The 23,160-nt window shown below is 69.9% G+C and carries 29 protein-coding genes; 17 read left to right on the forward strand and 12 right to left on the reverse strand.

What is annotated here, in order from left to right; translation table 11 throughout:
• Positions 1–19: 19 nt before the first annotated feature.
• From crcB to QRN40_RS06430, 3 genes are read right to left on the reverse strand one after another with little or no spacing between them, the layout of a single operon-like run.
• Positions 20–397, reverse strand: coding sequence for a fluoride efflux transporter CrcB (gene crcB / locus QRN40_RS06420; RefSeq protein WP_285114700.1), 378 nt, complete (start codon positions 395–397; stop codon positions 20–22).
• Positions 394–813: a fluoride efflux transporter FluC gene (locus QRN40_RS06425; RefSeq protein ID WP_285114701.1), complete on the reverse strand. Its 420-nt coding sequence runs from the start codon at positions 811–813 to the stop codon at positions 394–396. The genes crcB and QRN40_RS06425 overlap by 4 nt, the downstream gene beginning before the upstream one ends.
• Positions 814–839: 26 nt before the next feature.
• Complete coding sequence (locus tag QRN40_RS06430; protein ID WP_285114702.1) at positions 840–1,364, reverse strand: universal stress protein; 525 nt, start codon at positions 1,362–1,364, stop codon at positions 840–842.
• An 85-nt stretch (positions 1,365–1,449) separates the two neighbouring features.
• Between QRN40_RS06430 and QRN40_RS06435 the strand changes: the two genes are divergently transcribed.
• Genes QRN40_RS06435 through QRN40_RS06450 form a run of 4 tightly spaced genes read left to right on the forward strand, consistent with a single transcriptional unit; the run spans position 1,450 to position 3,903 of the window.
• A complete protein-coding gene (locus tag QRN40_RS06435; RefSeq protein ID WP_285114703.1) occupies positions 1,450–1,878 on the forward strand; it encodes a phage holin family protein in 429 nt (142 codons plus the stop codon).
• Positions 1,875–2,153 carry a hypothetical protein gene (locus tag QRN40_RS06440; protein WP_285114705.1) on the forward strand — a complete coding sequence of 93 codons (279 nt, stop codon included), beginning with the start codon at positions 1,875–1,877 and terminating at the stop codon, positions 2,151–2,153. The genes QRN40_RS06435 and QRN40_RS06440 overlap by 4 nt, the downstream gene beginning before the upstream one ends.
• Positions 2,143–3,237: a YihY/virulence factor BrkB family protein gene (locus QRN40_RS06445; protein ID WP_285114706.1), complete on the forward strand. Its 1,095-nt coding sequence runs from the start codon at positions 2,143–2,145 to the stop codon at positions 3,235–3,237. The genes QRN40_RS06440 and QRN40_RS06445 overlap by 11 nt, the downstream gene beginning before the upstream one ends.
• Before the next feature lie 9 nt (positions 3,238–3,246).
• Positions 3,247–3,903, forward strand: coding sequence for an NUDIX domain-containing protein (locus QRN40_RS06450; RefSeq protein ID WP_285114707.1), 657 nt, complete (start codon positions 3,247–3,249; stop codon positions 3,901–3,903).
• A gap of 18 nt (positions 3,904–3,921) precedes the next feature.
• Here QRN40_RS06450 and QRN40_RS06455 read toward each other — a convergent pair whose 3' ends face one another.
• From QRN40_RS06455 to QRN40_RS06465, 3 genes are all read right to left on the reverse strand, one after another.
• Positions 3,922–4,917: a hypothetical protein gene (locus QRN40_RS06455; protein ID WP_285114708.1), complete on the reverse strand. Its 996-nt coding sequence runs from the start codon at positions 4,915–4,917 to the stop codon at positions 3,922–3,924.
• Positions 4,918–5,247: 330 nt separating this feature from the next.
• Positions 5,248–6,930 carry a sensor histidine kinase gene (locus tag QRN40_RS06460; protein WP_285114709.1) on the reverse strand — a complete coding sequence of 561 codons (1,683 nt, stop codon included), beginning with the start codon at positions 6,928–6,930 and terminating at the stop codon, positions 5,248–5,250.
• A 4-nt stretch (positions 6,931–6,934) separates the two neighbouring features.
• Positions 6,935–7,594 (reverse strand): response regulator, encoded by a 660-nt coding sequence (locus QRN40_RS06465; protein WP_285114710.1) that lies wholly within the window; start codon positions 7,592–7,594, stop codon positions 6,935–6,937.
• Positions 7,595–7,721: 127 nt separating this feature from the next.
• Between QRN40_RS06465 and QRN40_RS06470 the strand changes: the two genes are divergently transcribed.
• From QRN40_RS06470 to QRN40_RS06485, 4 genes are all read left to right on the forward strand, one after another.
• Positions 7,722–8,339, forward strand: a complete 618-nt coding sequence (locus QRN40_RS06470) for a hypothetical protein (RefSeq protein ID WP_285114711.1) — start codon at positions 7,722–7,724, stop codon at positions 8,337–8,339.
• Positions 8,340–8,424: 85 nt separating this feature from the next.
• On the forward strand, positions 8,425–9,171 hold the full coding sequence (locus QRN40_RS06475) for a YcnI family copper-binding membrane protein (RefSeq protein WP_285114712.1): 747 nt from the start codon (positions 8,425–8,427) through the stop codon (positions 9,169–9,171).
• Entirely contained in the window at positions 9,168–9,872 is a 705-nt protein-coding gene (locus QRN40_RS06480) for a copper resistance CopC family protein (RefSeq protein ID WP_285114713.1), read from the forward strand. The genes QRN40_RS06475 and QRN40_RS06480 overlap by 4 nt, the downstream gene beginning before the upstream one ends.
• 57 nt (positions 9,873–9,929) lie before the next feature.
• Positions 9,930–10,073 (forward strand): hypothetical protein, encoded by a 144-nt coding sequence (locus QRN40_RS06485; protein WP_285114714.1) that lies wholly within the window; start codon positions 9,930–9,932, stop codon positions 10,071–10,073.
• 18 nt (positions 10,074–10,091) lie between these two features.
• Here the strand turns inward: QRN40_RS06485 and QRN40_RS06490 are convergent, their stop codons facing one another.
• Entirely contained in the window at positions 10,092–10,232 is a 141-nt protein-coding gene (locus tag QRN40_RS06490; RefSeq protein ID WP_285114715.1) for a hypothetical protein, read from the reverse strand.
• Positions 10,233–10,294: 62 nt separating this feature from the next.
• Here QRN40_RS06490 and QRN40_RS06495 point away from each other — a divergent pair, with 62 nt between their 5' ends.
• Together QRN40_RS06495 and QRN40_RS06500 are read left to right on the forward strand one after the other, a co-directional pair.
• Entirely contained in the window at positions 10,295–11,482 is a 1,188-nt protein-coding gene (locus QRN40_RS06495) for a MarP family serine protease (protein WP_285114716.1), read from the forward strand.
• Between the two features lie 41 nt (positions 11,483–11,523).
• Positions 11,524–12,543: an NADPH:quinone reductase gene (locus QRN40_RS06500; RefSeq protein WP_285114717.1), complete on the forward strand. Its 1,020-nt coding sequence runs from the start codon at positions 11,524–11,526 to the stop codon at positions 12,541–12,543.
• Here the strand turns inward: QRN40_RS06500 and QRN40_RS06505 are convergent.
• Positions 12,527–13,783, reverse strand: a complete 1,257-nt coding sequence (locus QRN40_RS06505; protein ID WP_285114718.1) for an MFS transporter — start codon at positions 13,781–13,783, stop codon at positions 12,527–12,529. The two genes, QRN40_RS06500 and QRN40_RS06505, sit on opposite strands and share 17 nt — an antisense overlap.
• A gap of 90 nt (positions 13,784–13,873) precedes the next feature.
• On the opposite strand from QRN40_RS06505, the gene QRN40_RS06510 reads away from it, so the two are divergent.
• Genes QRN40_RS06510 through QRN40_RS06525 form a run of 4 tightly spaced genes read left to right on the forward strand, consistent with a single transcriptional unit; the run spans position 13,874 to position 15,968 of the window.
• A complete protein-coding gene (locus QRN40_RS06510; protein WP_285114719.1) occupies positions 13,874–14,419 on the forward strand; it encodes a TetR/AcrR family transcriptional regulator in 546 nt (181 codons plus the stop codon).
• Positions 14,420–14,439: 20 nt separating this feature from the next.
• On the forward strand, positions 14,440–15,180 hold the full coding sequence (locus tag QRN40_RS06515) for an AzlC family ABC transporter permease (protein ID WP_285114720.1): 741 nt from the start codon (positions 14,440–14,442) through the stop codon (positions 15,178–15,180).
• Entirely contained in the window at positions 15,177–15,482 is a 306-nt protein-coding gene (locus tag QRN40_RS06520) for an AzlD domain-containing protein (protein ID WP_285114721.1), read from the forward strand. The genes QRN40_RS06515 and QRN40_RS06520 overlap by 4 nt, the downstream gene beginning before the upstream one ends.
• Positions 15,483–15,536: 54 nt before the next feature.
• Positions 15,537–15,968 carry a hypothetical protein gene (locus QRN40_RS06525; protein ID WP_285114722.1) on the forward strand — a complete coding sequence of 144 codons (432 nt, stop codon included), beginning with the start codon at positions 15,537–15,539 and terminating at the stop codon, positions 15,966–15,968.
• A gap of 115 nt (positions 15,969–16,083) precedes the next feature.
• Here QRN40_RS06525 and QRN40_RS06530 read toward each other — a convergent pair whose 3' ends face one another.
• The 4 genes from QRN40_RS06530 to QRN40_RS06545 form a co-directional block, all read right to left on the reverse strand.
• A complete protein-coding gene (locus QRN40_RS06530) occupies positions 16,084–17,181 on the reverse strand; it encodes a substrate-binding domain-containing protein (protein ID WP_285114723.1) in 1,098 nt (365 codons plus the stop codon).
• A 56-nt stretch (positions 17,182–17,237) separates the two neighbouring features.
• Positions 17,238–18,581, reverse strand: coding sequence for a multiple monosaccharide ABC transporter permease (gene mmsB / locus QRN40_RS06535; RefSeq protein WP_285114724.1), 1,344 nt, complete (start codon positions 18,579–18,581; stop codon positions 17,238–17,240).
• 2 nt (positions 18,582–18,583) lie between these two features.
• Positions 18,584–20,131, reverse strand: coding sequence for a multiple monosaccharide ABC transporter ATP-binding protein (gene mmsA / locus QRN40_RS06540; RefSeq protein WP_285114725.1), 1,548 nt, complete (start codon positions 20,129–20,131; stop codon positions 18,584–18,586).
• A 108-nt stretch (positions 20,132–20,239) separates the two neighbouring features.
• A complete protein-coding gene (locus QRN40_RS06545; protein ID WP_285114726.1) occupies positions 20,240–21,427 on the reverse strand; it encodes an ROK family transcriptional regulator in 1,188 nt (395 codons plus the stop codon).
• 111 nt (positions 21,428–21,538) lie between these two features.
• Here QRN40_RS06545 and QRN40_RS06550 point away from each other — a divergent pair, with 111 nt between their 5' ends.
• The 3 genes from QRN40_RS06550 to QRN40_RS06560 all read left to right on the forward strand — a co-directional run bounded on the left by QRN40_RS06550 (position 21,539) and on the right by QRN40_RS06560 (position 23,144).
• Positions 21,539–22,354 carry a shikimate 5-dehydrogenase gene (locus QRN40_RS06550; RefSeq protein ID WP_285117451.1) on the forward strand — a complete coding sequence of 272 codons (816 nt, stop codon included), beginning with the start codon at positions 21,539–21,541 and terminating at the stop codon, positions 22,352–22,354.
• An 87-nt stretch (positions 22,355–22,441) separates the two neighbouring features.
• Positions 22,442–22,684: a DUF6458 family protein gene (locus QRN40_RS06555; protein ID WP_285114727.1), complete on the forward strand. Its 243-nt coding sequence runs from the start codon at positions 22,442–22,444 to the stop codon at positions 22,682–22,684.
• 22 nt (positions 22,685–22,706) lie between these two features.
• On the forward strand, positions 22,707–23,144 hold the full coding sequence (locus QRN40_RS06560) for a MarR family winged helix-turn-helix transcriptional regulator (RefSeq protein WP_285114728.1): 438 nt from the start codon (positions 22,707–22,709) through the stop codon (positions 23,142–23,144).
• Positions 23,145–23,160 lie beyond the last annotated feature (16 nt).

Consider the following 23,160-nt stretch of genomic DNA (forward strand, 5'->3'; position numbering starts at 1 on the left):
CACCGTCGAGGCGCGGCCCTCAGGCCAGCTGACCCAGCCACAGGCCGAGCCCGGCCGCGGCGAGCGCCAGCACCAGCATCCCCACGCCGTTGACGAAGGCAGCGCGGTAGCGGCGCTGCTGCGCCAGTCGCACGGTCTCGTAGCTGGCCGTGCTGAACGTCGTGTACCCGCCGAGGAAGCCGGTTCCGAGGACCGCGCGCCACTCCGGCGGCAGGCCGTGCGCCAGGGCGAGACCGGTGACCAGTCCGAGCAGGAACGATCCGCTCACGTTGATCACCGTCGTCCCGAACGGGAAGCCGATCCGCAGCCGCGCCTTCAGAAAGCCGTCGAACACCAGCCGGGTGACGGCGCCCAGTCCTCCCGCCGCGGCGACCGCGAGCACCAGCAGCGCCGTCATCGCGGGAACCGTCCGGCCTGTCGGCGGGCGAACGCAGAGGCGAGGGCGATTCCGCCGATGGACGCAGCGGCCCCGACGGCGATGGTGGCGACCGCGTAGAGGATGCTCAGGCCCACGCTCTGCGCCGCGATCAGCCCGTCGGCGTCCACGGCGAGCGAGCTGTATGTGGTGAAGCCGCCGAGGATGCCCGTCCCTGCGAACAGGCGCACGTCGCGCCGGACGCCGTCGTCGGACCCGCGCAGCGCCAGCGACTGCAGCAGCAGGCCGAGAACGAAGGCACCGGTGACGTTGATGAGGAAGGTCATGAACGGCACGCCCGCCACCGGCGGGACCGCGAGGGTCAGCAGGTAGCGGATGGCCGTGCCGAGCGCACCGCCGGCGAACACGAGCAGGATGGACCGCCAATGCAGATGCACCGGCGCCGGTCCGCGGACCAGCGGCACTAGACCGGCGGGTCTTCCCAGGGGAGCTTCTGCGCCCCCGGCCTCGGATCGAGCGGGACGACGACCACCGGGCGGTGCTGCCGGTGCGCGAGGTGCAGGGCGACCGACCCGTTGAAGAACTCCCGCAGGCTCCCCCTCAACCCCGCCTCGCGGGTGCCGACGACGATGAAGCGCGCATCCATGTCGTCCGCCAGGCGCGACAGTGACCAGGCCGGGTCCCCGGCCAGCTGCTGCAGCGTGTACGGGATGCCGCGGCCGTCGAGCGCCCGCCGGATGTGCGAGGCGAGCTCGGGGTCGAACTGCTCCTCGTCCGTCTCGTGCAGGTCGGGGTCGTACGGCAGGGCGACGATCGTTCCGTCGACGTAGCTGGAGACGAGGTACCGATCCGGGTCGACGTTCGCGCACACGAGCGGGACGTCCAGATCGTCGGCGAGCCGGGCGGCCTGCTCCAGCACGGCGATCGGCTGTCCGGGGACCACTGCCGCGAGGATCCCTCCCCGGCCGGCGATCTCGTTGCCGCTCATGAACCTAGTGTGCACCATCGCGGGTTCACTCGCGGAGAGGGGTGGGGTACGTTCGGCCTACAGCGTCTGAAGGGAGCCCGAACCGATGGCCGAAACGCCACCGCTGCCACGGGAGCGCCGCCGCACCACCCGTGGGCTGCGCCCGCTTCCGGAGTTGACGAAGGATCTGGTCGCCCAGTTGCGCCGTCTCGTCGCCTCCGAACTCGCGCTCTTCAAGGCCGAGATGAGCGCCAAGGCCAAGGCTGCGGGGATCGGCGCGGGTCTGCTGATCGGCGCGCTGCTGTTCCTCTTCTTCGCGTTCGCCGCACTGGTGACGACGGCCGTCCTCGGCTTCGCGCTCATCGTGCCTGCGTGGCTGGCCGCGCTCATCGTGGCCGTCATCCTCATCATCATCGCGGTGGTGCTGGGTCTGATCGGCTGGCGGAGCCTCAAGAAGGGGATGCCGCCGGTGCCCGACGACCTGGGCACCGAACTGAGCGCCGACGCCAAGGCTCTGAAGGGAGAGCAGCCGTGACCAACGACATGACGCCCTCCGTGAACCGCCAGGGCGAGCGTCCCGCCGGTCGGCCTCCGCTCCCCAAGGGGGCCGGGATCAATCAGCTGAAGCTGGACCTCGAGGTGACCCGCGACGAGCTGGCGAGCACCCTCGACGATCTGTTCGCAACCTTCAACATCCGCGTGCAGATCCGTTCCCACCCCGCCTTCTTCACCGGGGTCTTCCTCGTCCTGGCGGGCGCCGCAGCCGGGATCACGGCCCTTCTCGTGCGGAGGCGCGGGCGTGCCCGCTGACCAGGGAGGCGTCGGCAAGGCCCGGGCGGAAGCGGTCGGTCGTATCGAAGAGAGCCGCAGCGTCACGACCTTGCGCCTGCCGTGGGGCTTCATCCTCAAGCGCACGCTGCGCAGCTACACCACCGATCAGTGCACCGACCTGGCCGCAGGGCTCACGTACTTCGCCGTCCTGTCCCTGTTCCCCGCGCTGCTGGCGCTGGTCAGCATCCTGGGTCTCGTCGGTCAGAGCCAGGCGGGCATCGACGCGCTGTTCGGGATGGTGAACCAGCTCGCTCCGGGCATGACGGATGTCCTGAAGGGCCCCATCGAGAGCATCTCGTCGTCCCCCGCGACCGGGTGGGCGCTTGCGATCGGCATCGTCGGTGCGGTCTGGTCGGCGTCCGGGTACGTCGGGGCCTTCGGCCGCTCGCTCAACCGGGTGTACGACGTGCAGGAGGGCCGCTCGGCTCTGGTGCTCCGCCCGGTGCAGCTCGGTGTCACCGTGCTCACGCTCGTGCTCATCTCCCTCCTGGCGATCCTGCTCGTGGTCTCGGGCCCGGTCGCGTCGTTCCTCGGCGGACTCATCGGCCTCGGCGACGCGGCCCTGGTGGCGTGGAACATCATCCGCTGGCCGATCGTGGTCGTAGTGGTGGTCCTGCTGGTGGCGGTGCTGTACGCCTCGACCCCGAACATCAAGCACCCGCGGATGCGCTGGCTGACGCCGGGGTCGGTCGCCGCCATCCTCGTCCTGGGCATCGCCTCCGCCCTCTTCGCCTTCTACGTGGGCACCTTCGGGAACTACGACCGCACCTACGGCGCACTGGCGGGGATCATCGTCTTCCTGCTGTGGATCTGGATCGCCAACAACGCCCTGCTGTTCGGCGCCGAACTCGACTCGGAGGTCGAGCGTGCACGGGAGCTGGTCGCGGGCATCGAGGCCGAGGACGTGCTGCGGCTGCCGATGAAGTCGGACAAGGCCATCCTGAAGGCGCGTGAGGCGCACGCCGGCGACATCCTGGCGGCTCGGGCCATCCGGCGCCGCTACCGCCCGGCCGAGCCGGCGTCGAAGAAGCCCACCGAGGAACGGACTGCGGCCCGCCGTTAGGCTCGACGCATGAGCGACGAGCGCCCCGGTCACGATCTGCCTGACAGCCGCGGGCGCACCGGCCTCCATCGTGCCGGACGCGGGTTGGACGGCAATCCGGATGTGCGCGTGCTCGATGTCGAGGTCACCTCGGATGGCTGGCACGTGCTCCGCCGCACGACCTACGACTACCGCGGACGCACCGGCGAGTGGACGACGCAGGCGCGGGAGACGTACGACCGCGGCAACGGTGCGACGGTCCTGCTGTACGACCCGGATGGCCGCACCCTCCTGCTCACGCGCCAGTTCCGCTTCCCGGCGTATGTGAACGGGCACCCGGACGGCCTGCTGGTCGAGTCGGCGGCAGGGCTGCTCGACGGCGATTCACCGGAGGAGGCGATCCGGCGCGAGGCGGCCGAGGAGCTCGGCGTGCGCATCGGCGAGCTCGAGCACCTGTTCGACCTGTACATGAGCCCCGGCTCGGTCACCGAGCGGGTGCACTTCTACGCGGCGCCGTACACTCCGGCGGACGTCGTCGGTGGTGGCGGCGTCGAGGCGGAGGGCGAGGAGATCGAACCGGTCGTCGTCCCCTACGACCAGGCGCTGGCGATGGTCGCGGACGGTCGGATCGCCGACGGCAAGACCGTGATCCTGGTGCAGTGGGCGGCGCTCACCCTGTTCGGCTGAAGCTCCGGCCGCAGCGGCTCAACCGTAGCGGAGCGCGGGGCCGTCGGACTTGAGGAAGTCGATGTGCAGGTGGTTGCACGTGTCGTCGAACGGCTTGAAGTTCGTCAGGTCCATCGAGGAGCGGCAGCCCACCTGCCCGAGACCGGTGCCGTCGGGCACCAGCGGGTCGAGGATGCGAATGAGCTCCACCGACTTGGCGTCCCCGCCGGTGAGCGGCGAGCCGTTGAGCAGGAAGAAGTCGACTGCATGGCCGCCGCCGTCCGCGTAGTGCGCGGAGTCGGTGCCCGCACCCTCGATCTGACCGGTGCAGCGACGGTTGATGTCGCTTACGCCGACCTGATTGAAGTTGTCGAGCGCGACGGAGATCGCCTGCAGGACGCGGTAGTCGATCCCGCAGCTCTGCACGGCGCGGCCTTCGGCCAGGTCCGCGATCTCACCCAGATGGTTCGGGGTGGAGCCGACGAGGCGACCCGACGCGACGGCGCCCATGAGCTGCACGGCGAGCGCCTGCACCGTGGGCGACACAGTCGGATTGGTCGTGGAGTCGAGCGCCTGCGGCGCCTCCTGGATGTTGAGGCCGTCACGCGCGACGACCTGCGTGACACCGCCGCCGGTCAGCGTCTGAACCGCGAGGGCGGTCCGAGCGGCGCCGACAGTTGAGCCCTCACCGCTGGTCGCATAGGCCGGCAGTGCTGCGGTGCCGAAGAACGCGGCGAGCGCGAGCATGACGACCGCGTGGACGCCCAGCCGACGGCGCTCGCGGCGGTCACGGGCGACCGCGGTGCGCACGGGTCGGGCGGGACGCTCGGCGCGGGCCGGGCGGACGGCCGCCGTGCTCCGAGCGGCGCGCGTGGGCTTGACGACGATGCGCTCGCGCTTCCGGGGGCGGCTGCGCTCCGCCTCGAGTGCCGCACGACGGCTCGGGAAGGTCTGCGTCGCCGTCAGCTCCTCGGCGGTGGTGAAGGCACTGACCGGGTCGTCCGAGAGTTCCGGCTGCTGTTCCACATCCACCACGACGGGTGCCCTGAGACTGCGGCGAGGCCGCACTGAGGGAGAGGACTGCTGCAAGCTGGTGGATACTTCCTGGGCGAGACGGTCGGGGGTAACGCACCGGGGGGTTGGCGCGAAAGCGTACCGATCATTTCTACCCGATTTCGTCTGGATGTTCCATCAATGCAGACGAATAGATCCCGGCCGGGGGCTCATCCCGCGCGTTCGGGTCACGCAGGGGCCCCCATCCGGGACCGGGGACGGGAGCGGGCTCCGTCCTCTTAAAACCTAGGCACCGACTGGCGTGTGGCCCAGCGGGAGTACGGCTGTTACGACGGGGTTCCCAGCGCGGGCTCAGGGGATCGCGACGGCCAGTTCGACACGCCCGGCGCTCTCGCTCAGCGCGACCGTCCCGTGCTCTGAGAGCTGCTTCAGACCGATCCCGGGATGGGTGCGCAGGAGCGTCCCGCCGGAGACGATGACCACTTCGACGCCGTCCGGACCCGCCGGTCGCAACTCCAGCACGACCGCTGAGCCGTCGCCGTGGCGCACGGCGTTCGTGAGGCCTTCCGACACCGCGTCGATGACGGCGGAGCTGCGCACGGGGTCGGCCAGGCGCTCCCAGACACCCTCCGCGATTCGTGCGCTGAGCGCGATCGCCGACGACCAGCTGTCGAGCAGCGTCCCCACCTGCTCTTCGGCCCTCGGCTCGTCGTGCGACCCGCGGAGGGCGTCGCGGGCGCGGCCGACGATCTCCGCGATGCGCGCGCCCGTGTCGCCCGCGCCGGCGGCGGGTGCAACGGTCACCGCGAGCGCACCGGCGATCAACTCGGACTGCACGCCGGCATGCAGCAGCCGTGCCAGCGACGCCCGCTCGCGCTCGTAGTCGGAGCGGAAGCGGGCGGCGGCCGTCACGTTCGTCTGCAGGGCGTTCTCCAGTTCCCCCCGGTCGAGTCGCGTCCGGACCGCGAGCGAGCCGACGAAAGCCACGGCGACCGCGACGATCGGGTACATCGCGGCCTCGAACCAGACGGACGTCGGCGCGACGCCGGCGAGTGTCAGCATGGCCTCGCCGGTCAGGGCGAGCACCACTCCGGCGGCCCCGTAGAGCAGCAGCAGAACGGTCAGCCGCCACACAGCCCGGTCCGGCAGGGGAAGGCGCGCGATGAGGGCGTTGGCGACGAGCAGGAGGACCAGCCCGGCCGCCACCGGAAGGAGGCTGCGCGTACCGAACAGCAGAATGGCGAACGGCAGCACCAGAACCGAGAACAGCACGGCCGTCATGATCGGCGACGCCGCGCGCGTCCCGCCCAGGACGGAGGCCGACCACTCGCGCGCCCCGGTCACCGCCGCCTCGGGAGCCGGGACCGGCGCATCCGTTGCGAAGACGCGATGGCTCGCCGGACGCACCACGTCCTCGGCGAGCGTGCGCAACAGTCGCGCGGCCTCGTCCGGCCGCAGCGACGTGGCGGCAGCGGAGTCCGCGGCCGCTTCGAGAGCGGCGGCGACGTCGTCGACGGCCGCAGCGCGCAAGGCTCGGAGGCGCTCGGCAGCACACTCCACATCCCGCTCCGAGGCCGACTGCGCGGCGCGGAGCCGACGGAACACGGCGCGGTGGTCCCGCACGAGGTCCACACCCACCGCGATCAGCGAGAACGTGATGACCATGACGACCACGTTCATGGCCATCCGGCCGGCGAGCGCCCCGGGAACGACCCCGATGGAGAGCAGTCCGCCCGCCTGCAGGAAGAGCACCGGCCGCACCGCGCCCACGACTGCAAAGATCGCGAAGACGACGAACGGTCGCGCCCGACCGCGGGCGAAGCGGAGCACCGCGGCCCCCACGAGCAGAAGGCCGCCGACGAGGACGTGCTGCAGCCCGGACACCGCGAGCACCGCGAGCGGACCGCCCGTCACGTACTGCAGCCCCGACATCACGGTCAGTGCGAACGGGAGCGGGATCAGCCAGCTCCACCAGGTGATGGCGGAGGGGCCGTAGATGCGCGCGAACGAACGGCGGAAGTTCCGGAGCAGCACGCGATCAGAGCCCCGTGGAGGCGTCGCCGAAGGTCGCCGTGTACAGCGTCGCCGCGGCGACACGCGGGGTCGTGCGCTCCCCTCCCGCGATGCCGAGAGCCGCGAACACGCGCTCGACGCTCTTCTCGACGGCGCGCACCGAGACGCTCCGGCGGCGGGCGATCTCCGCGTTCGTGAGGCCCGCGGCGAGCAGTCGGGTGGTCTCGAGCTGCGCCGTGGTCAGCGCGAGCAGGCGCGCCTGGGCGTCGGAGGCGACGAGTTCGCGCGATACGGGACGATCCGCGAGCACGGCTTCTGCCGCATCCACCAGCTCGTCGACGGACTCGACCGCGGCCTTGTTGACGAAGGATGCTCCCGCGACGATGCTGCGCGCGTGCAGCGCGGCCGCCTCCCGCGAGAGGTTGCTGAGGAAGAGGACGGCGACATGCGGCGCACGCGCGCGGACGATGGTCGCCAGTTCGACGCCGTTCGGCCGCTGGCGGAGGTCGATGTCGGTGACGAGGAGGTCGGGGTCGAACCGCTCGGCCACCTCGAGCGCCTCAGCCGCGGACCCGGCGGACGCCGACTCGAAGCCGCGTCGATCGAACGCATCGGCGACGAGGGAGCGCATCAGGGCATGGTCTTCGACGACCAGCACCCTCCGCCGCCACGATTCGTCCGCCACCACGCCAGAATAACGCGACACGCCCGGCAGTCCCGCCGCTTCGGCCACCCCCGTTGTGGTCCGCCGGGACCCCGCGACATCCGGTCCGTAGACTGGCTCCGAACAGCGCTCGAGACGGAGGACACGCATGGGATCGAGGGGAGCTCGCCTGACGCGCGGCATGCTCGCTTCGGGCGCCGCCATCCTCGTCGCGGCCCTCTTCCACGTCGCGGGAGGCGGTTCGGCCCCCGGTCTGATCCCCCTCGCGCTGAGCCTGGCGTTCGCCACGCTGGCCTCCGTCGCCCTCACCGCGCGGCGCCTGTCGCTGTGGCGGCTCACCCTGGCCGTGGCCGTCAGCCAGTTCCTCTTCCACGCGCTCTTCACGCTGGGCGAAGGCGGAGCCCGCTTCTCGTCGGCGGAGGGGGTGGCGCACCTCCATGCCGGCTCGCACCCCACGATGACGCTCGCGGCGATGCCCGCGGCCCACACCTCCGACCTCAGCCCGTCGATGTGGATGACGCACGCGACCGCCGTCCTCGTGACGGTCATCGCCCTGCGTTTCGGCGAGCAGGCCTTCTGGGGACTCTTCGACACTGCGCGGGTTCGCATCCACCGCGCCGCGGACCGTCTCGTCGTCGTCCCGGTCCCGGTGTCGGCCTCCGCTGCGATGCCGGGGAGCGCCGAGCCGGCCCGGCTCCGCGACCTGGGTCTCCCCCTCGCGCGGCTGCGGCATCGCGGTCCGCCGGTCGTCGCTCGCGCGTTCTGACCCGCGTGGCCGCTCTCCGGGCGGCCACTGCCGGTGCGCGCACGCACGCGCTCATCCGACGACCCCAATACCCTGAGGACCCTTCATGAAGAAGACCACGTTCGCCGCGTCCGTCGCGGCGGCATCCACCGCTCTGCTCCTCGCTGCCGCTCCCCTGGCGGCGAGCGCGCACGTGCATGTCGACCCCGACAGCGCAGCGCCCGGGAGCTACACGAACCTCACGTTCAAAGTGCCGACCGAGTCGGCGACGGCCGGCACCGTGAAACTCGTCGTCGACCTGCCGACCGAGACCCCGTTCACCTCCGTCAGCTATCTGCCGCTCGCGGGCTGGACGACGACCGTCGACACCGAGAAGCTGTCGCGCCCCGTGAAGACCGACGACGGCACCATCACCGAGGCTCCGGTACGGGTCACCTGGACCGCGGACAGCGGCGTGCAGGTGGAGCCGGGACAGTTCCAGCAGTTCACCGTCTCGGCGGGAGCCGTGCCCGACACCGGCTCGGTGACGCTGCCCACCCACCAGTACTACTCCGACGGGACGGTCGTGGACTGGGACCAGCCGACGCCCGCCTCGGGCAAGGAGCCGGAGCACCCCGCGCCGACGCTGTACATCACGTCACCCGCGCCGGCGGAAGACGGAGTGACACCGCTCGTCGCCACCGACGCCCCGGCGGTCCCGGGACCGAACGCGGCCGGGGCGGGCACCACCGCGACCGTCGTCTCGATCGCACTCGGCGTCGGCGGGCTGGCGCTCGGGGCCATCGCCCTGGTCGTGGCCGTGTTCGCGCTCACCCGCGTGGGCCGGTCCGCCGAGCGTAAGGTGCAGGGATGACGACCAGGCTGCTCGCCGCGACCGCCGGCCTCCTCGCCGCCGCCGCGCTCGTCCTCCTTCCTGCGGCAGCCGCCGATGCCCACGACTACGTGGTGGGCAGCGACCCGGCCGCCGACTCCACGGTGACGGGCGCACTCGACACCGTGACGATCACCTTCAACGACCGCGTGCTCGATCTGTCGGGCAACGGCTCCACGAACCTGCTGACCGTGACCGGACCCGACGCCTCCACGCGGCACTTCGAGACCGGATGCGCGACCGTGGCCGACACGAAGCTCAGCGCTCCTGTGGCGCTCGGCCCGGCCGGCCGCTACACGGTGACGTATCAGGCCGTCTCCGCGGACGGTCACACCGTGTCGTCGTCGTTCCCGTTCACCTACCAGCCACCGGCCGGTACGGCCGCAGCCGCGGGGGCGGAGAGCACGCCGTGCGGCGCGACGTCGACGCCCACGGCCGGGGCATCGACGGGCGCATCCCCGGGGTCGCCCGGCTCCGGCTCGACCGGCACGGAGGCGACCGCCACCGCATCCACTCCGCAGCCGACCGCGGCGTCGAGCGGCACCGACCTCGGGCTGGTGATCGGCATCGCCATCGCGATCGTCGTGCTGGCGGTGATCGGCGTGGTGATCATCGTGCTCACGTCGCGGCGCAAGCCGCCCGGCACGCCCGAGGCGCCTGGCGCACCCGACGACGTCGCCTGACAACGTCGCCTGACGACAGGACTATTCGCGCCCCTGATCGGGGCGTAGCGTTCGCGCATGGCCAGAGAGACGACGGACCAGCAGACGGAGGACTTCCCGGACATCGTCCCGGAGGATCAGATGGACCCGGACATCGTGCCGGTCACCCAGCCTCGACCGGACTCCGTCGATGACGGCGACGAGGAGGACGGCCGACTCTAGGCCGTCCCCCTCGCACCGTCACTCTGCGGGCTGTTCGCCCTCCTCCGAGATCTGACCGGTCTCCTCGTCGTGCGCCGTGAGGTCGGCGCTGGTGTACTGGCGCTCGCCCTCGTCGAGATCCTCGCGTTCGTCGTCGCCGTTGGCCCGGGGATCGGACATGATGTGCTCCTTCATCGTCGGAGTTGAGCAGTCGCCCAGTCTCGTGGGGCAGGGTAAACCTCGTGGAGATCGTTGTCGACGTCGTGCTCGTTGTGCTCGGCATCCTCGCGATCGCGGCGGGGTGGAGCAAGGGCGCGATCCGTGCTGCCGGCACCCTCGTGGGTCTGGGGCTCGGCCTCTGGCTCGGTCTGACACTCGCTCCCGTCGTCGTGGGATGGTTCGCTGACGCCGGATTCGGCGGCGTCACCCAGCGCTCGATCGTCGCTGCTGTCGTCGTCGTCGTCTGCGCGGGGGTCGTCTACGCCATTGCAGGAGCGCTGGCGTCCATCATCGGCAAGCTCCTCCGTCACGGCCCGATCCGCTGGCTCGATTCGCTGGTCGGCGCGGTGCTCGGCGCCCTGACGTGGGCGGTCGTCGTCTGGCTGCTCGCCGGGTTCGCGATGGCGACCAGCCTCGCGACGGTCGTGCAGGCGGCGAACTCCTCGCGCGTCGTCGCCACGCTCAACGGGATGGCGCCCCTCCCGGCCTCGTCTGTGCTCGGAGCCGTCGACGACGTCCTCGCCGGCGCCGGCCTCCCGAAGGTGTTCGAGGGCGCCGAGACCATCCGGGCCGTCCCCGCCCCGGACAGCTCCGTCCCTTCCGCCGTCTCGCAGGCGGAGCAGTCCGTCGTGACCGTCCTCGCCTCCAAGCCCGCGTGCGGCCTGGACTCGGAAGGCAGCGGCTGGGTCGTGCAGCGCGGCCGCGTGGTCACCAACGCGCACGTGGTCGCCGGTGCCTCGTCGATCGTCGTGCGCGAGCCCGGGGGCGGCAGCATCGAGCGCGCCACCCTGGTCGCGTTCGACCCGTCGCGCGACCTGGCAGTGCTGGATGTCACGGATCTGTCCGCTCCCCCGCTCGACATCGGACCGGACCTGGCCGCTGGAGCCGCCGCCTACGCGGCCGGCTACCCCGGCGACGGGCCGTTCACCATCTCGCCGCAGCGCGTGCGCGACCGGGTGACGGCGCGCGGCACCGACATCTACCAGAGCGGCAGCATCGACCGCGACATCTACTCGCTGCGCGGCGTCGTGCGTCCCGGCAACTCGGGCGGACCCCTGCTCGATACCAACGGCCAGGTCGCGGGCGTCGTGTTCGCCCGGAGCGCCACGGATGCCGACACCGGCTACGCGCTGACGCTCTCCGAGCTCCGCCCCGTGCTGTCTTCGGTCGGCTCCGCGCCGATCAGTTCGGGCGCCTGCTCGGCCGGCTGACATCGCTCGCACGACGACGGCGCTCGTGGTTGGCTGGGGGCATGAAGGCTGTGAGCTACTCCGCCACCGGCGACTCCGACGTCCTGACCCTCGGCGACCGCGACGAATCGCACGCCGGCCCCGGTGAGGTGCGCGTGCGCATCCACGTCTCCGGCGTGAACCCCACCGACTGGAAGGCCCGGCGCGGCAGCGGCCCGGCGGAACTCCCCCGGCCACAGGTGCCGAACCAGGATGGCGCGGGCGTGGTGGACGAGGTGGGCGACGGGGTGACCGCCTTCCGTCCCGGCGACCGCGTCTGGGTGTGGGATGCCGCCTACCAGCGCCCGGACGGCACCGCCCAGCAGCTCGTCGTCCTCCCCGAGCGGCTCGTGGTGGGGCTGCCCGACAACGTGAGCTTCGACGAGGGGGCGTCGTTCGGCATCCCGGCGCTGACCGCGCACCGTGCACTCACCTCGTACGAATACGCCCCGCCGGAGCTAGCGCCCGGCTCTCTCGAGGGCCGGACGGTGCTGGTCGCCGGGGGCGCCGGAGCGGTCGGCCACGCGGCCATCCAGCTCGCGGTGTGGGCGGGCGCCACCGTGATCGCGACGGTCAGCAGCCACGAGAAGGCGGAGCTGGCCCGCGCTGCAGGCGCTCACCACGTCGTCAACTACACCGACCCGGACACGGCAGCGGCCATCGGGGCACTGGCCCCGCGCGGTGTGGACATCGTGGTCGAGGTGAACGTGAGCGCCAACGTCGAGCTCGACGTCAAGGTCACCGGTCGCAACGCGACGATCGCGAGCTACGCCGATGCTCCGGGTGCCGAGACCGTCACCATCCCCGTCCGGCCGAGCATGGCGAAGAACCTCCGCTGGCAGTTCCTGCTGACGTACACCGTCGCCGACGAGACGAAGGATGCGGCCGTTCGCGCCGTATCCGCCGCAGCCGCGGACGGCGCCCTCCGGGTCGGCGAGGAGCACGGCCTCCCGCTCACGCGCTTCCCGCTCGAGCAGACGGCCGCAGCCCACGACGCCGTCGAGAAGGGCGTCGTGGGCAAGGTGCTCATCGACGTGCCGTGACCGCCTGCACGCTGAGGGCGACCACGGCGGCGATCGCGATCGCCGCCGAATAGCCGAGCGCCGTGGGCAGGAGACCGATGACGCTGATCAGCTCACCGGCGACCAGGGCGGGCAGGCCGTAGGCCAGGTAGCTCACCAGGAAGATCCCGGCGAACAGCTCGGCTCGCTGGTCGTTCGGGGCGAGCGGGGCGAGGATGCGCAGCATCCCCGAGAACCCGGCCCCGAACCCGGCGCCGGCGATCGTCGCACCCGCGAACAGCAGGGGCAGCACGGCACCGGCGATCCCGACCGCGGCCACGGCGACCCCGAGGAGGATGGCCGCCATCGACCAGACGACCGTCGGCCGGGCCGGGGCGCGGGTCAGCAGCAGGCCGGCGACCGCGCCGACGGCGGGCGGAACGGCCACGATGGCGCCGTTCAGCAGTCCACTGTCGAGGTGGAAGACGCCGTGCAGGATGGACGGGGACAGACCGATGAAGAGGCCCGCCAGCATCCACGTCGCCAGGAACAGCGGGATCGCGCCCACGAACTCCCTGCGGGCCGCCCGCGGGACGACCAGGCGCGGGATCAGCGACCGCACTGCGCCGGGGCGGCGCTCGACCGTCTCGGGTGAGGCCACGATCACCAGGATGCCGGCCACGAACAGCAGCGCCAGCGCGAGGAAGACCAGCGTCGTCGGCTGTGGGACGAATTGGACGGCGAGCCCGGTCAGGAATGCGCCGATCGCGATGCCGCCGACGGGCGCGGTGCTGCCGATGGTCGCGCCGAGCTTCTTGTGACGCTCGGGCGCCAACTCCACCAGGGCAGCCGTGAAGGTGCTCATCGCCGCTCCGGTGGCGACGCCCTGCACCGAGCGCGCGCCGATGATCCAGCCGATGTCGGGCGCGAACAGGAAGACGAGCATTGCGACGACCTGCAGGGCCAGCGCCCCGATGAGCACGGGCCGGCGACCGATGTGATCGGAGAGCGACCCGGCGATGAGGAGCGTGATCAGCAGGGTGACCGCGTAGATGGCGAAGGCGACCGTCAGCAGCCACGGCTGGAACCCCCACTCCTGCTCGTACAGGACGAAGAGCGGGCTGGGCGCGCCGACCGCGAGGGCCACCGCGACGAAGGCGAGCGCGACACCGGTGAAGGCGGCCATCGGCCGGAGGCGGAGCGAACGGCGGGTCCGCGTCGCGGTGGCCGGGCAGACGGCGGGGACGCCCCCGGTGGCGAAGGTTTCTTCGGCAGTGCTCATGACGCGCTCCTTAAAGCAAATATCCTTGCTTTAGCCGACTATAGAGGGGGATGTGGAATAAAGCAACAAAATTTGCTTTAAGCTATTCCCATGGACACCACGACCACACCGTCGAAGCGCACGGGCGGGCGCAGCGCTGCGGTCATCCACAATGTGCGGACGGCCGTCGAAGAGCTCGTCGAGGAGAAGGGCCAGGACAAGGTCACTGTGCCGATGATCGCCGAGCGCGCCGGGGTCAACCCGACGAGCATCTACCGGCGCTGGGGCGACCTCCCCACGTTGATCAACGACATCGCGACGTACCGGCTCGACCCGGAGCGGCCGCTGCCCGACAACGGCGACCTGCGCCGCGACCTCACCTCGTGGGCGAACGAGATTGTCGCCCACTACCGGAAGCCGGTGAACGCCGCGCTCCTCCGCGGGGGCGCGTCCGCCGCCGGTGAGCAGCAGTCCTACTGCCTGCGCAACCGTCGTATCGAGGCCGGCTTCCTGCTCGATCGGTACCCCGACACCACGGTCACCGCCGACGACATCCTCGACATCGTCATCGCTCCGATCATCTATCGCGTGATCTTCCTCCCCTGGACGTTGGAGGACACCACCGCCGAACACCTCGTCGGTCGCCTGTTCCGCTGACCAGGTAGTGTCGGGAGGCGATGCGCCAGGAACGGACCAGCCAGGAACGAGCGGCGGCCCGCTCCGGCTGGGCCGTCGGAATCGCGACGGCCGTCTACGGCATCTCCTTCGGCGCCCTCTCGACGGCATCGGGCCTGGACGTGTGGCAGACCTGCGTGCTCAGCCTGGTCATGTTCAGCGGCGGTTCGCAGTTCGCGCTGATCGGCGTGCTCGCCTCCGGCGGCGCGGCGGCCGGAGGCACAGCGATCATCAGCGCTGCGCTGCTCGGCGTGCGCAACTCCTTCTACGCTCTGCGCCTCTCCCGCATCATCGGGCCGGGATTCTGGAAGCGCGCGGCCGCCACCCAGCTGACCATCGACGAGTCGACCGCCGTCGCCACCGCCCAGACGGAACCCCGGGCGCAGCGCATCGGATTCTGGGTGACCGGCCTGGTGGTCTACGTCGGCTGGAACCTGATGACCCTCGCGGGCGCCCTGCTCGGCAACCTCATCGGCGACGTGAAGGCGTACGGGCTGGATGCGGCGGCGGCCGCGGCCTTCCTCGGCCTCCTCTGGCCGCGGCTCAAGGCGCGGCAGACGCAGGCGGTGGCCGTCGCGGGCGGCCTCGTGGCGACCCTGCTCACGCCGTTCCTCACGCCGGGCCTCCCTGTGCTCGCCGCAGCGGTCGTCGCGATCGCCGTCGGGGTGTTCAACCTGTTCGGCCGCCGGGACGACCCTCCGCATCCGGAAGCGGTGCCGATGGAGCGGGAGGTGGAACCGTGACCACCTGGCACGTGATCCTCCTCGGCTCCATCTGCGTGCTCGGCCTGAAGGCCGTCGGCTGGATGGTGCCGCCGAAGGCGCTCGACCACCCGACCGTCGCGCGCGTGAGCGACCTGCTCACCGCCGCGCTGCTGGCCGCGCTCATCTGCGTGCAGACGTTCGGCGTCGGCCAGTCCCTGCAGCTGGATGCACGTCTCCCGGCCCTCGCGATCGCCGCAGGCCTGTACGCGCTGCGCGTCCCGTTCATCGTGGTCGTGCCGGCCGCGGCGGTCGTCGCGGCGCTCATCCGCCTCTTCACTTGACGCCGGATCCGGGGCCGTCCGTCCGGTGTCGGCGGCCTCGCATACCGTGACGCCGTGAGCGCATCCTGGCACCCGGTGGCGAATGCGCAGCCCACCGAGTGGCTGCTCCGCCAGGGGTCGCTGGGCGCCCCGTACGCCGTGATCCGCCGCTTCGCGTTCGGCGACCCCAACCGTCCGGATGTCTGGTTCCGCGTCGTCACGTGGGCGCCGACGTCGGACGGCCGCGAGCTCATCGGCTGGTGCCGCACCCTCGAGGCCGCGGCTGCGGTCGCGTGGGATCACCGCTGCGCCGCCGAGTCGTGGCGGCACCACATGGCGGCGCGCCGGACGGACACGGCGACGATGGCGGCGCAGCGACCACCCGCCTCCGAGCTCGTCCGCTTCTACCGCGCAGCGCTCCGCAAGGACTCGTCCGGACCGCAACGAGCCCGCACGGACCGCTTATCCGTGCTGCCACCGATGCCCGCCGGGCGCTCCCAGCCATAACCTGTGAGCGAGCTCGGCCAGGGGGACCGATCCCGTCGGGGGACGGATCGGGAAAGGGGCCGGAGCGCATCGCGCTCCGGCCCCTTTCGTGTTCACACGGGGGTGCGAACGGGAGTTACTTGGTCAGCGGCTCCAGGGTCGGGTCGTTGGCGTACGCCTCGGCCGCGTTCTCCTTGGTGACGATGACCGGCTTCAGCAGGAATGCCGGAACGACCTTCTTGCCGTTGTCGTACGACTTGTCGTCGTTGACCTCGGGCTTCTTGCCCTGCTGCAGGTCCTTCACCATGGTGATGGCCTGCTTGACCAGGTTGCGGGTGTCCTTGTTGATGGTCGAGTACTGCTCGCCCGCCATGATGGACTTGACCGACTCGGCCTCCGAGTCCTGACCGGTGACGATCGGGGTCGGCTTGCCGGCACCCTTCACCGAGGTGAGGATGGCGCGGGCCAGGGTGTCGTTCGGCGACAGGACGCCGTCGAGCTCGGTCGAACCGTAGTTCGCGGCCAGCAGGGTGTCCATGCGGGTCTGCGCGTTCGCCGGCAGCCAGCCCTGGGTCGAGGTCTGCTTGATCTCGGTCTGACCGGAGACGACCTTCAGGGTGCCGTCCTTGATCTTCGGCTCGAGCACCTTCATGGCGCCGTTGAAGAAGACCGCCGAGTTGGCGTCGTCGGGCGAACCGGAGAAGAGCTCGATGTTGAAGTTCTTCTTGCCCGGGTACTTCTTCGCCATGCCGTCGAGCAGGGCCTGGCCCTGCAGCTCGCCGACCTTCTCGTTGTCGTACGCGACGTAGTAGTCGACGTCGTTGGTGTTGAGGATGAGGCGGTCGTACGCGATGACGGTCGCGCCGGCGTCGTGCGCGGCCTTGGCCTGCGCGGCGAGCTGGCCACCGTCGACGGCGCCGATGATGACGACCTTCGCACCGTTGGTGATCATCGACTGGATCTGCGACTGCTGGTCGGAGACGCCCGAGCCACCGGCGTACTGCACGTCGCCCTTGAAGCCGGCCTCCTTGAGACCGTCGGTGAACAGGCCACCGGCGAGAACCCAGTTCTCCGAGGTCTTGGTCGGGAGCGCGACGCCGATGGTGGCTCCCTTGTCGAAGCCGGAGGCGGACGAGCCGTCGCCCGAACCGCTGCGGCTTCCGCCGGAGCAGCCCGTCAGGGCGAGCGCGGCGGCAGCTGCGACGGCCACTGTCGCGAGTGCGATTTTGCGCATTGCTATCTACTTTCTCTGTGTGTTGGGGTGTGTTGCAGGGTGGGAAACGAAAGTCGTTACTTGGTGAGGGACCGCGAGGTGTCTTCGGCGCCGTCCCCGGTGGGCAGGACCGCGGGCTGCTCCGCTGCCGCGGCGTCGACGCGCTGCGTGCGGTCGCGGTTGAACATCCTGCCGATCAACGACGGGCCACCGCGACGCTTCGAGTAGACGTCGATGCCGACGGCGATCAGCAGGACCAGGCCCTTGATGATCTGCACCTTGTCGCTGGTGACACCGAGCAGCTGGAGGCCGTTGTTCAGGACGGCGATGACCAGACCACCGATGATCGATCCGGCGACGGTACCGATACCGCCGGAGACTGCGGCGCCACCGATGAAGACGGCGGCGATCGCGTCCAGCTCCCAGCCCAGACCGTCCTGCGGACCGGAGGACACGGAGCGGGCGACGGCGATCATCCCGGCCAGCGCGGCGAGGACCGACATGTTCATCATGACGAAGAAGTTGATGCGGCGGATCTTCACACCGGACAGCTCGGCGGCGTGCCAGTTGCCACCGACGGCGTAGATGTGACGACCGAAGATCGTGTTCCGGGTGATGAACGAGTAGAGGATGATCAGCACGCCGAGGATGACACCGGCAACCGGGAAGGACGTGCCGACACGGCCGCTGCCGAACAGCACCGCCGCGTAGACCACGACCGCGTCGAGGATGACGACCTTGAAGACGCTGACCCAGAGCGGGGCCTTCTCGGACCCCATCTTGGCCTGCTTGCGGCGGGTGCGGACCTCGGCCAGGGCGATGACGACCGCGATGATCAGGCCGAGGAGCAGGGTGGAGTTGTTGAAGCCGGTGTTGGGGCCCCACTCCGGGAGGAAGCCGCCGCCGATGTAGGTGAAGCCGTCCGGCACCGGGATGGTGTTCGCGTTGCCGATGAGCTGGTTGAGGCCTCGGAAGATGAGCATGCCGGCCAGCGTCACGATGAAGGCCGGGACGCCGACATAGGCGACCCACCAGCCCTGCCAGGCGCCGATCACGACGCCGACGAGCAGGCCGAGCACGATGGCCAGCGGCCACGGGACGTTCCAGTCGGTCATCGACTTGGCGACGATGATGCCGACGAGGGCGGCGACCGAGCCGACCGACAGGTCGATGTGCCCCGCGATGATCACCATGACCATGCCGATGGCCAGGATCAGGACGTAGACGTTCTGATTGACCAGGTTGATCAGGTTCACCGGCTCGAGGGTCTTGCCTCCGGTGAGGATCTCGAACAGGACGATGATGACGACGAGGGCGCCCAGGATGCCGAACTGGCGGCCGGTCGACTGCCCCCCACCGAACATCATGCCGAGGTCGCGGATGCCTCCGGACTTCTTCTTCTCAGCGGTCTGTGTGGTCATGGTTATCGAGTCACCCTCTTCTTGGCGGAAGTCATGCTTTTCAGGAGAGTCTCGGGGGTCGCTTCCGCAATGGGGAGCTCGTTGGTGATCTGACCCTCGAAGATCGTGTAGATGCGGTCGGAGATGCCGAGCAGTTCCGGCAGTTCGGACGAGATGACGATGACGCCCTTGCCCTGTGCGGCGAGCTGCTGGATGATCCCGTAGATCTCGAACTTGGCGCCGACGTCGATGCCGCGCGTGGGCTCGTCCAGGATGAGGATGTCCGGATCGGTGAACATCCACTTGGCCAGGACGACCTTCTGCTGGTTCCCACCGGAGAGGGTGGAGACGCCGCGGTCAACGTCGGGAGTGCGGATGCGCAGGAGCTTGCGGTACTCGTCGGCGACCGCGTACTCCTGCAGGTCGTCGACCACGCCGCGCTTGGCGATCTTCTTGAGCTTCGCCGCGACGACGGACTGCTTGATGTCGTCGAGGAGGTTGAGACCGAGCACCTTGCGGTCCTCGCTGACGTAGGCCATGCCGTTCTCGATCGCCTCGGAGACGTTGCGGACCTGGATCTCCTTGCCGTCCTTGTAGATCTCGCCCGACACCCAGTTGCCGTAGGAGTGGCCGAAGACGCTCATCGCGAGCTCGGTCCGGCCGGCGCCCATGAGGCCGGCGAAGCCGACGATCTCGCCTCGGCGGACGTAGAAGCTGGAGTTCTTGACGACCAGGCGATCGGAGATCTGGGGGTGCTGGACGATCCAGTCCTTCACCTCGAAGAACTTCTCGCCGATATTCGGGGTGCGCTCGGGGAAGCGGCTCTCGAGCGTGCGGCCGACCATGCCGCGGATGATGCGGTCCTCGTCGACGCCGTCCGCCTTCACGTTGAGCGTCTCGATGGCGCGGCCGTCGCGGATGATGGTGATCTCGTCGGCCACCTGCTCGATCTCGTTGAGCTTGTGGCTGATGATGATGGAGCTGATCCCACGACCCTTCAATCCCAGGATCAGATCGAGGAGGTGCTGCGACTCGGCTTCGTTGAGCGCTGCGGTCGGCTCGTCGAGGATGAGGAGCTTGACGTTCTTGTTGAGCGCCTTGGCGATCTCGACCAGCTGCTGCTTGCCGACACCGATGTTCTTGATCTGGGTGTCGGGGTTGTCGGTGAGGCCGACGCGCGCGAGCAGTTCGACGGCACGGGTCTTGGCGGCCTGCCAGTCGATGACTCCGCCGCGCGCGGGCTCGTTGCCGAGGAAGATGTTCTCGGTGATCGAGAGCTCGGGGATGAGCGCGAGCTCCTGGTGGATGATTACGATGCCCTGCTGCTCGCTGGACTTGATGTCCTTGAAGCGCATGACCTCGCCTTGGTAGACGATGTCGCCGGAGTAGGTGCCGTACGGGTAGACGCCGGACAGGACCTTCATCAGGGTGGACTTCCCCGCGCCGTTCTCGCCGCAGATCGCGTGGATCTCGTCAGCGTGCACGGTGAGGGAGACATCCTCGAGCGCCTTGACCCCAGGGAACTCCTTGGTGATCGCGCGCATCTCCAGGATGACTGCGTTCGACGGCATCGTCGCTCCTTGCGGTGCTCGGGAATGGATGTGCCTAAGTAGTAAACGCTATGTTCGCGCTTGTCGTCAAATAGTGAAGACAACGATGCGATAACGGATGAGGGTTTCTCACTCGTTCCCGGCGAGTGCGCCTTGGATGACGATCGCCGCAGCGCCCAGCGACTCGGCCCTGTCGCCCAGAGACGACACCCGTACCGTCGTGGTGTCGGCGATGATCGGGATGGCGTTGTGCTGGATCCCGTGCCGGATCGGGTCGAGCAGCGCGTCGCCGAGGCCGACCAGCGGGCCTCCGATCAGTACGAGCTCCGGGTTGATGACGTTGGCGATGTTGCCGATCGCCTGCCCGACGGCCGTTCCGGCGTCGCTCACCACGCGCAGCACGGCGGGATCCTTCTCCAGCCCACGGCGCAGGATGTCGCCCGCGGTACGCGTCCCGCTCCCCCTCCCGAGCGACTCCAGCATCACGCTGGTCGAGGCGACAGTCTCGAGGCATCCGCGGTTTCCGCAGCGGCAGATGACGCCGTGCTCGGCGACCGGTGTGTGCCCCAGCTCGCCGGTGATCCCGAGGAACCCGTAGTACGGCAGGCCGTTCAGGATGAGGCCCGCGCCGATCCCGGTGCCGATCTTGACGAAGATGAGGTTCCGCTCGCCGCGGTTCTCGCCCCAGGTCACCTCGGCGAGCGCCCCGAGGTTCGCATCGTTGTCGACGACGACGGGGAAGCCGAACACGTCCTCCAGTTCGCGCCGCGTGATCCCGACCCATTCGGGAAGGATCGCGCCCTGCAGCACCGTGCCCGTGCGACGGTCGATCGGACCGGGGATGCCGACGCCGACGGCGAGCACCGACTCCCGGTCGTGGCCGCCCTGCGCCAGCATCCTGTCCAGCAGCGCCGCGGCCTCCCCCACCGCGCCGAGCACGTCGTAGCCGGGCTCCAGTGCGACCTGCTCCTCGGCGATGACGTGGTAGCCGAGGGTCGACAGCACGATCCGCACGTGGCGGCGACCGAAGTCGACGCCGACCGCGATGTCCCCAGTGTCGGTGAGCTGCACGAGGAGGGCGCGCCGGCCGCTCGAGGTGACGGGAGACGTCGCGACGACACCCTTCGTCGCCATGTCACGGACGATGTTGGACACGGTGGCGGTGGACAGGCCGGTCCCGCGCGCCAGCTCAGCCTGGGTGGACGGTCCATTGGCCAGGAGGAACTCGACGAGTCGCTCCTGGTTCAAGTGCCTCAGTGCGCCCTGCGACCCCGGATTGCGTGCGCCACGAGGAATCAGCCCCGGAGTGGCGGTCATAGCGATAAGAGTGAATGATCGCGCTGTTGGAGTCAAGCTGTGAACGCAAGAGTCGACCCCGGAGTGGGTTACAACTTCGTCACATCGGCGCCGGCTGCGATGATGGAGGGCATGCCCATCCTGAACAAGGACATGCAGGTCTGCATCTCCCTCGCCGGTCGACCGAGCAACATCGGCACGCGGTTCCACAACTTCCTCTACGACGAGCTGGGACTGAACTTCGTCTATAAGGCGTTCACGACCGACGACCTGGAGGGCGCGGTACGCGGCATCCGGGCGCTCGGCATCCGCGGGTGCTCCGTCTCCATGCCCTTCAAGGAGGCGATCATCCCCCTGGTCGACAACCTGGAGCCGTCGGCCGTCGCGATCGAGTCCGTGAACACCGTCGTCAACGAGGACGGCCTGCTCACTGCATCCAACACGGATTACGAAGCCGTCGCCCAGCTGCTCGCCGAGCACGAGGTCGATCCCGCCCAGCGCGTGCTGCTGCGCGGCTCCGGCGGAATGGCCAAGGCGGTCGTCGCGGCGTTCCGCGGCGCGGGCTTCGACGACCTCACCGTGCTCGCGCGCAACGCGGAAGCCGGCCCGGCCCTCGCCGAGCGGTACGACTACCAGTGGGTCGCGCACGACCCGGAACCCGACTTCGACGTCATCGTCAACGTCACCCCGCTCGGGATGCGCGGCGATGCGGAGGACGTCCTCGCCTTCGAGCAGCCGTACATCGAGCGTGCCACCACGGTCTTCGATGTGGTGGCCTTCCCGTCGGAGACGCCGCTGATCGTCGCCGCTCGGGCCGCGGACACCGCGGTCATCACCGGCGCCGAGGTGATCGCCCTGCAGGCCGCCCGCCAGTTCGAGCGGTACACCGGCGTTCGCCTGACGCCGGAGCAGGTGGCGCGCGCCTCCGCGTTCTCGCGCGCCGAGTAGCAGGAAGGGCGCGGGCAATGCGCGCGAAGTGCTGCGCTCCGGGCGGCTCCGGAGTAGCTTGAGCGCGAACGTGAAGGAGCGTGGCGTATGGGCATCGGAAGCGGCATCTTCATCTTCGTGGTCGGGCTCATCCTGGCGTTCGCGCTGCAGGTCGAGGTGAGCTGGATCGACCTGAAGACGACCGGTTACATCCTGATGGGGGCGGGGCTCGTGGTGTTCGCCATCTCGCTGGCGTTCGCCCTGCGGCGCCGACCACGCACCACGGTCCGCCGCGACGGCATCGATCCGCTGACCGGCGAGCGGATCGAGCGGCGCACCGATGACTACTGAGGCGCCGCCCTACGATGGCAGGATGTCCGACGATCTCCTCGCTCTCGAGAACCAGGTGTGCTTCGGACTCGCCGTCGCGGCGCGCAGTGTCATCGCGCTCTACCGGCCGGTGCTCGAGCCGCTGTCGCTGACGCATCCCCAGTACCTCGTGATGCTCGCGCTGTGGGAGCGGGAGCCGCGATCGGTGAAGGATCTGAGCGAGACGCTGGCCCTGGAGCCGGCGACCCTGTCGCCGCTGCTGAAGCGGCTGGAGGCGACCGGCTACATCGAGAGACGGCGCAGTGCGACGGACGAGCGGGCGCTCGAAGTGCGGCTGACCGCATCGGGACGCGCGCTGCGGGCCGAGGCCGAGAAGATCCCCGCGCGGATCGTCGAGCAGCTGGGGCTCCCCGTCTCGCAGCTGGAGGACCTCCGCGCGAGCCTGCACGCGATCATCGCGGCGGCGGGACGCACGACCTGAGCGAAGTGGACCCTGA

Origin of the sequence: Leifsonia sp. fls2-241-R2A-40a, assembly GCF_030209575.1 — a bacterium.
GTDB lineage: Bacteria > Actinomycetota > Actinomycetes > Actinomycetales > Microbacteriaceae > Leifsonia.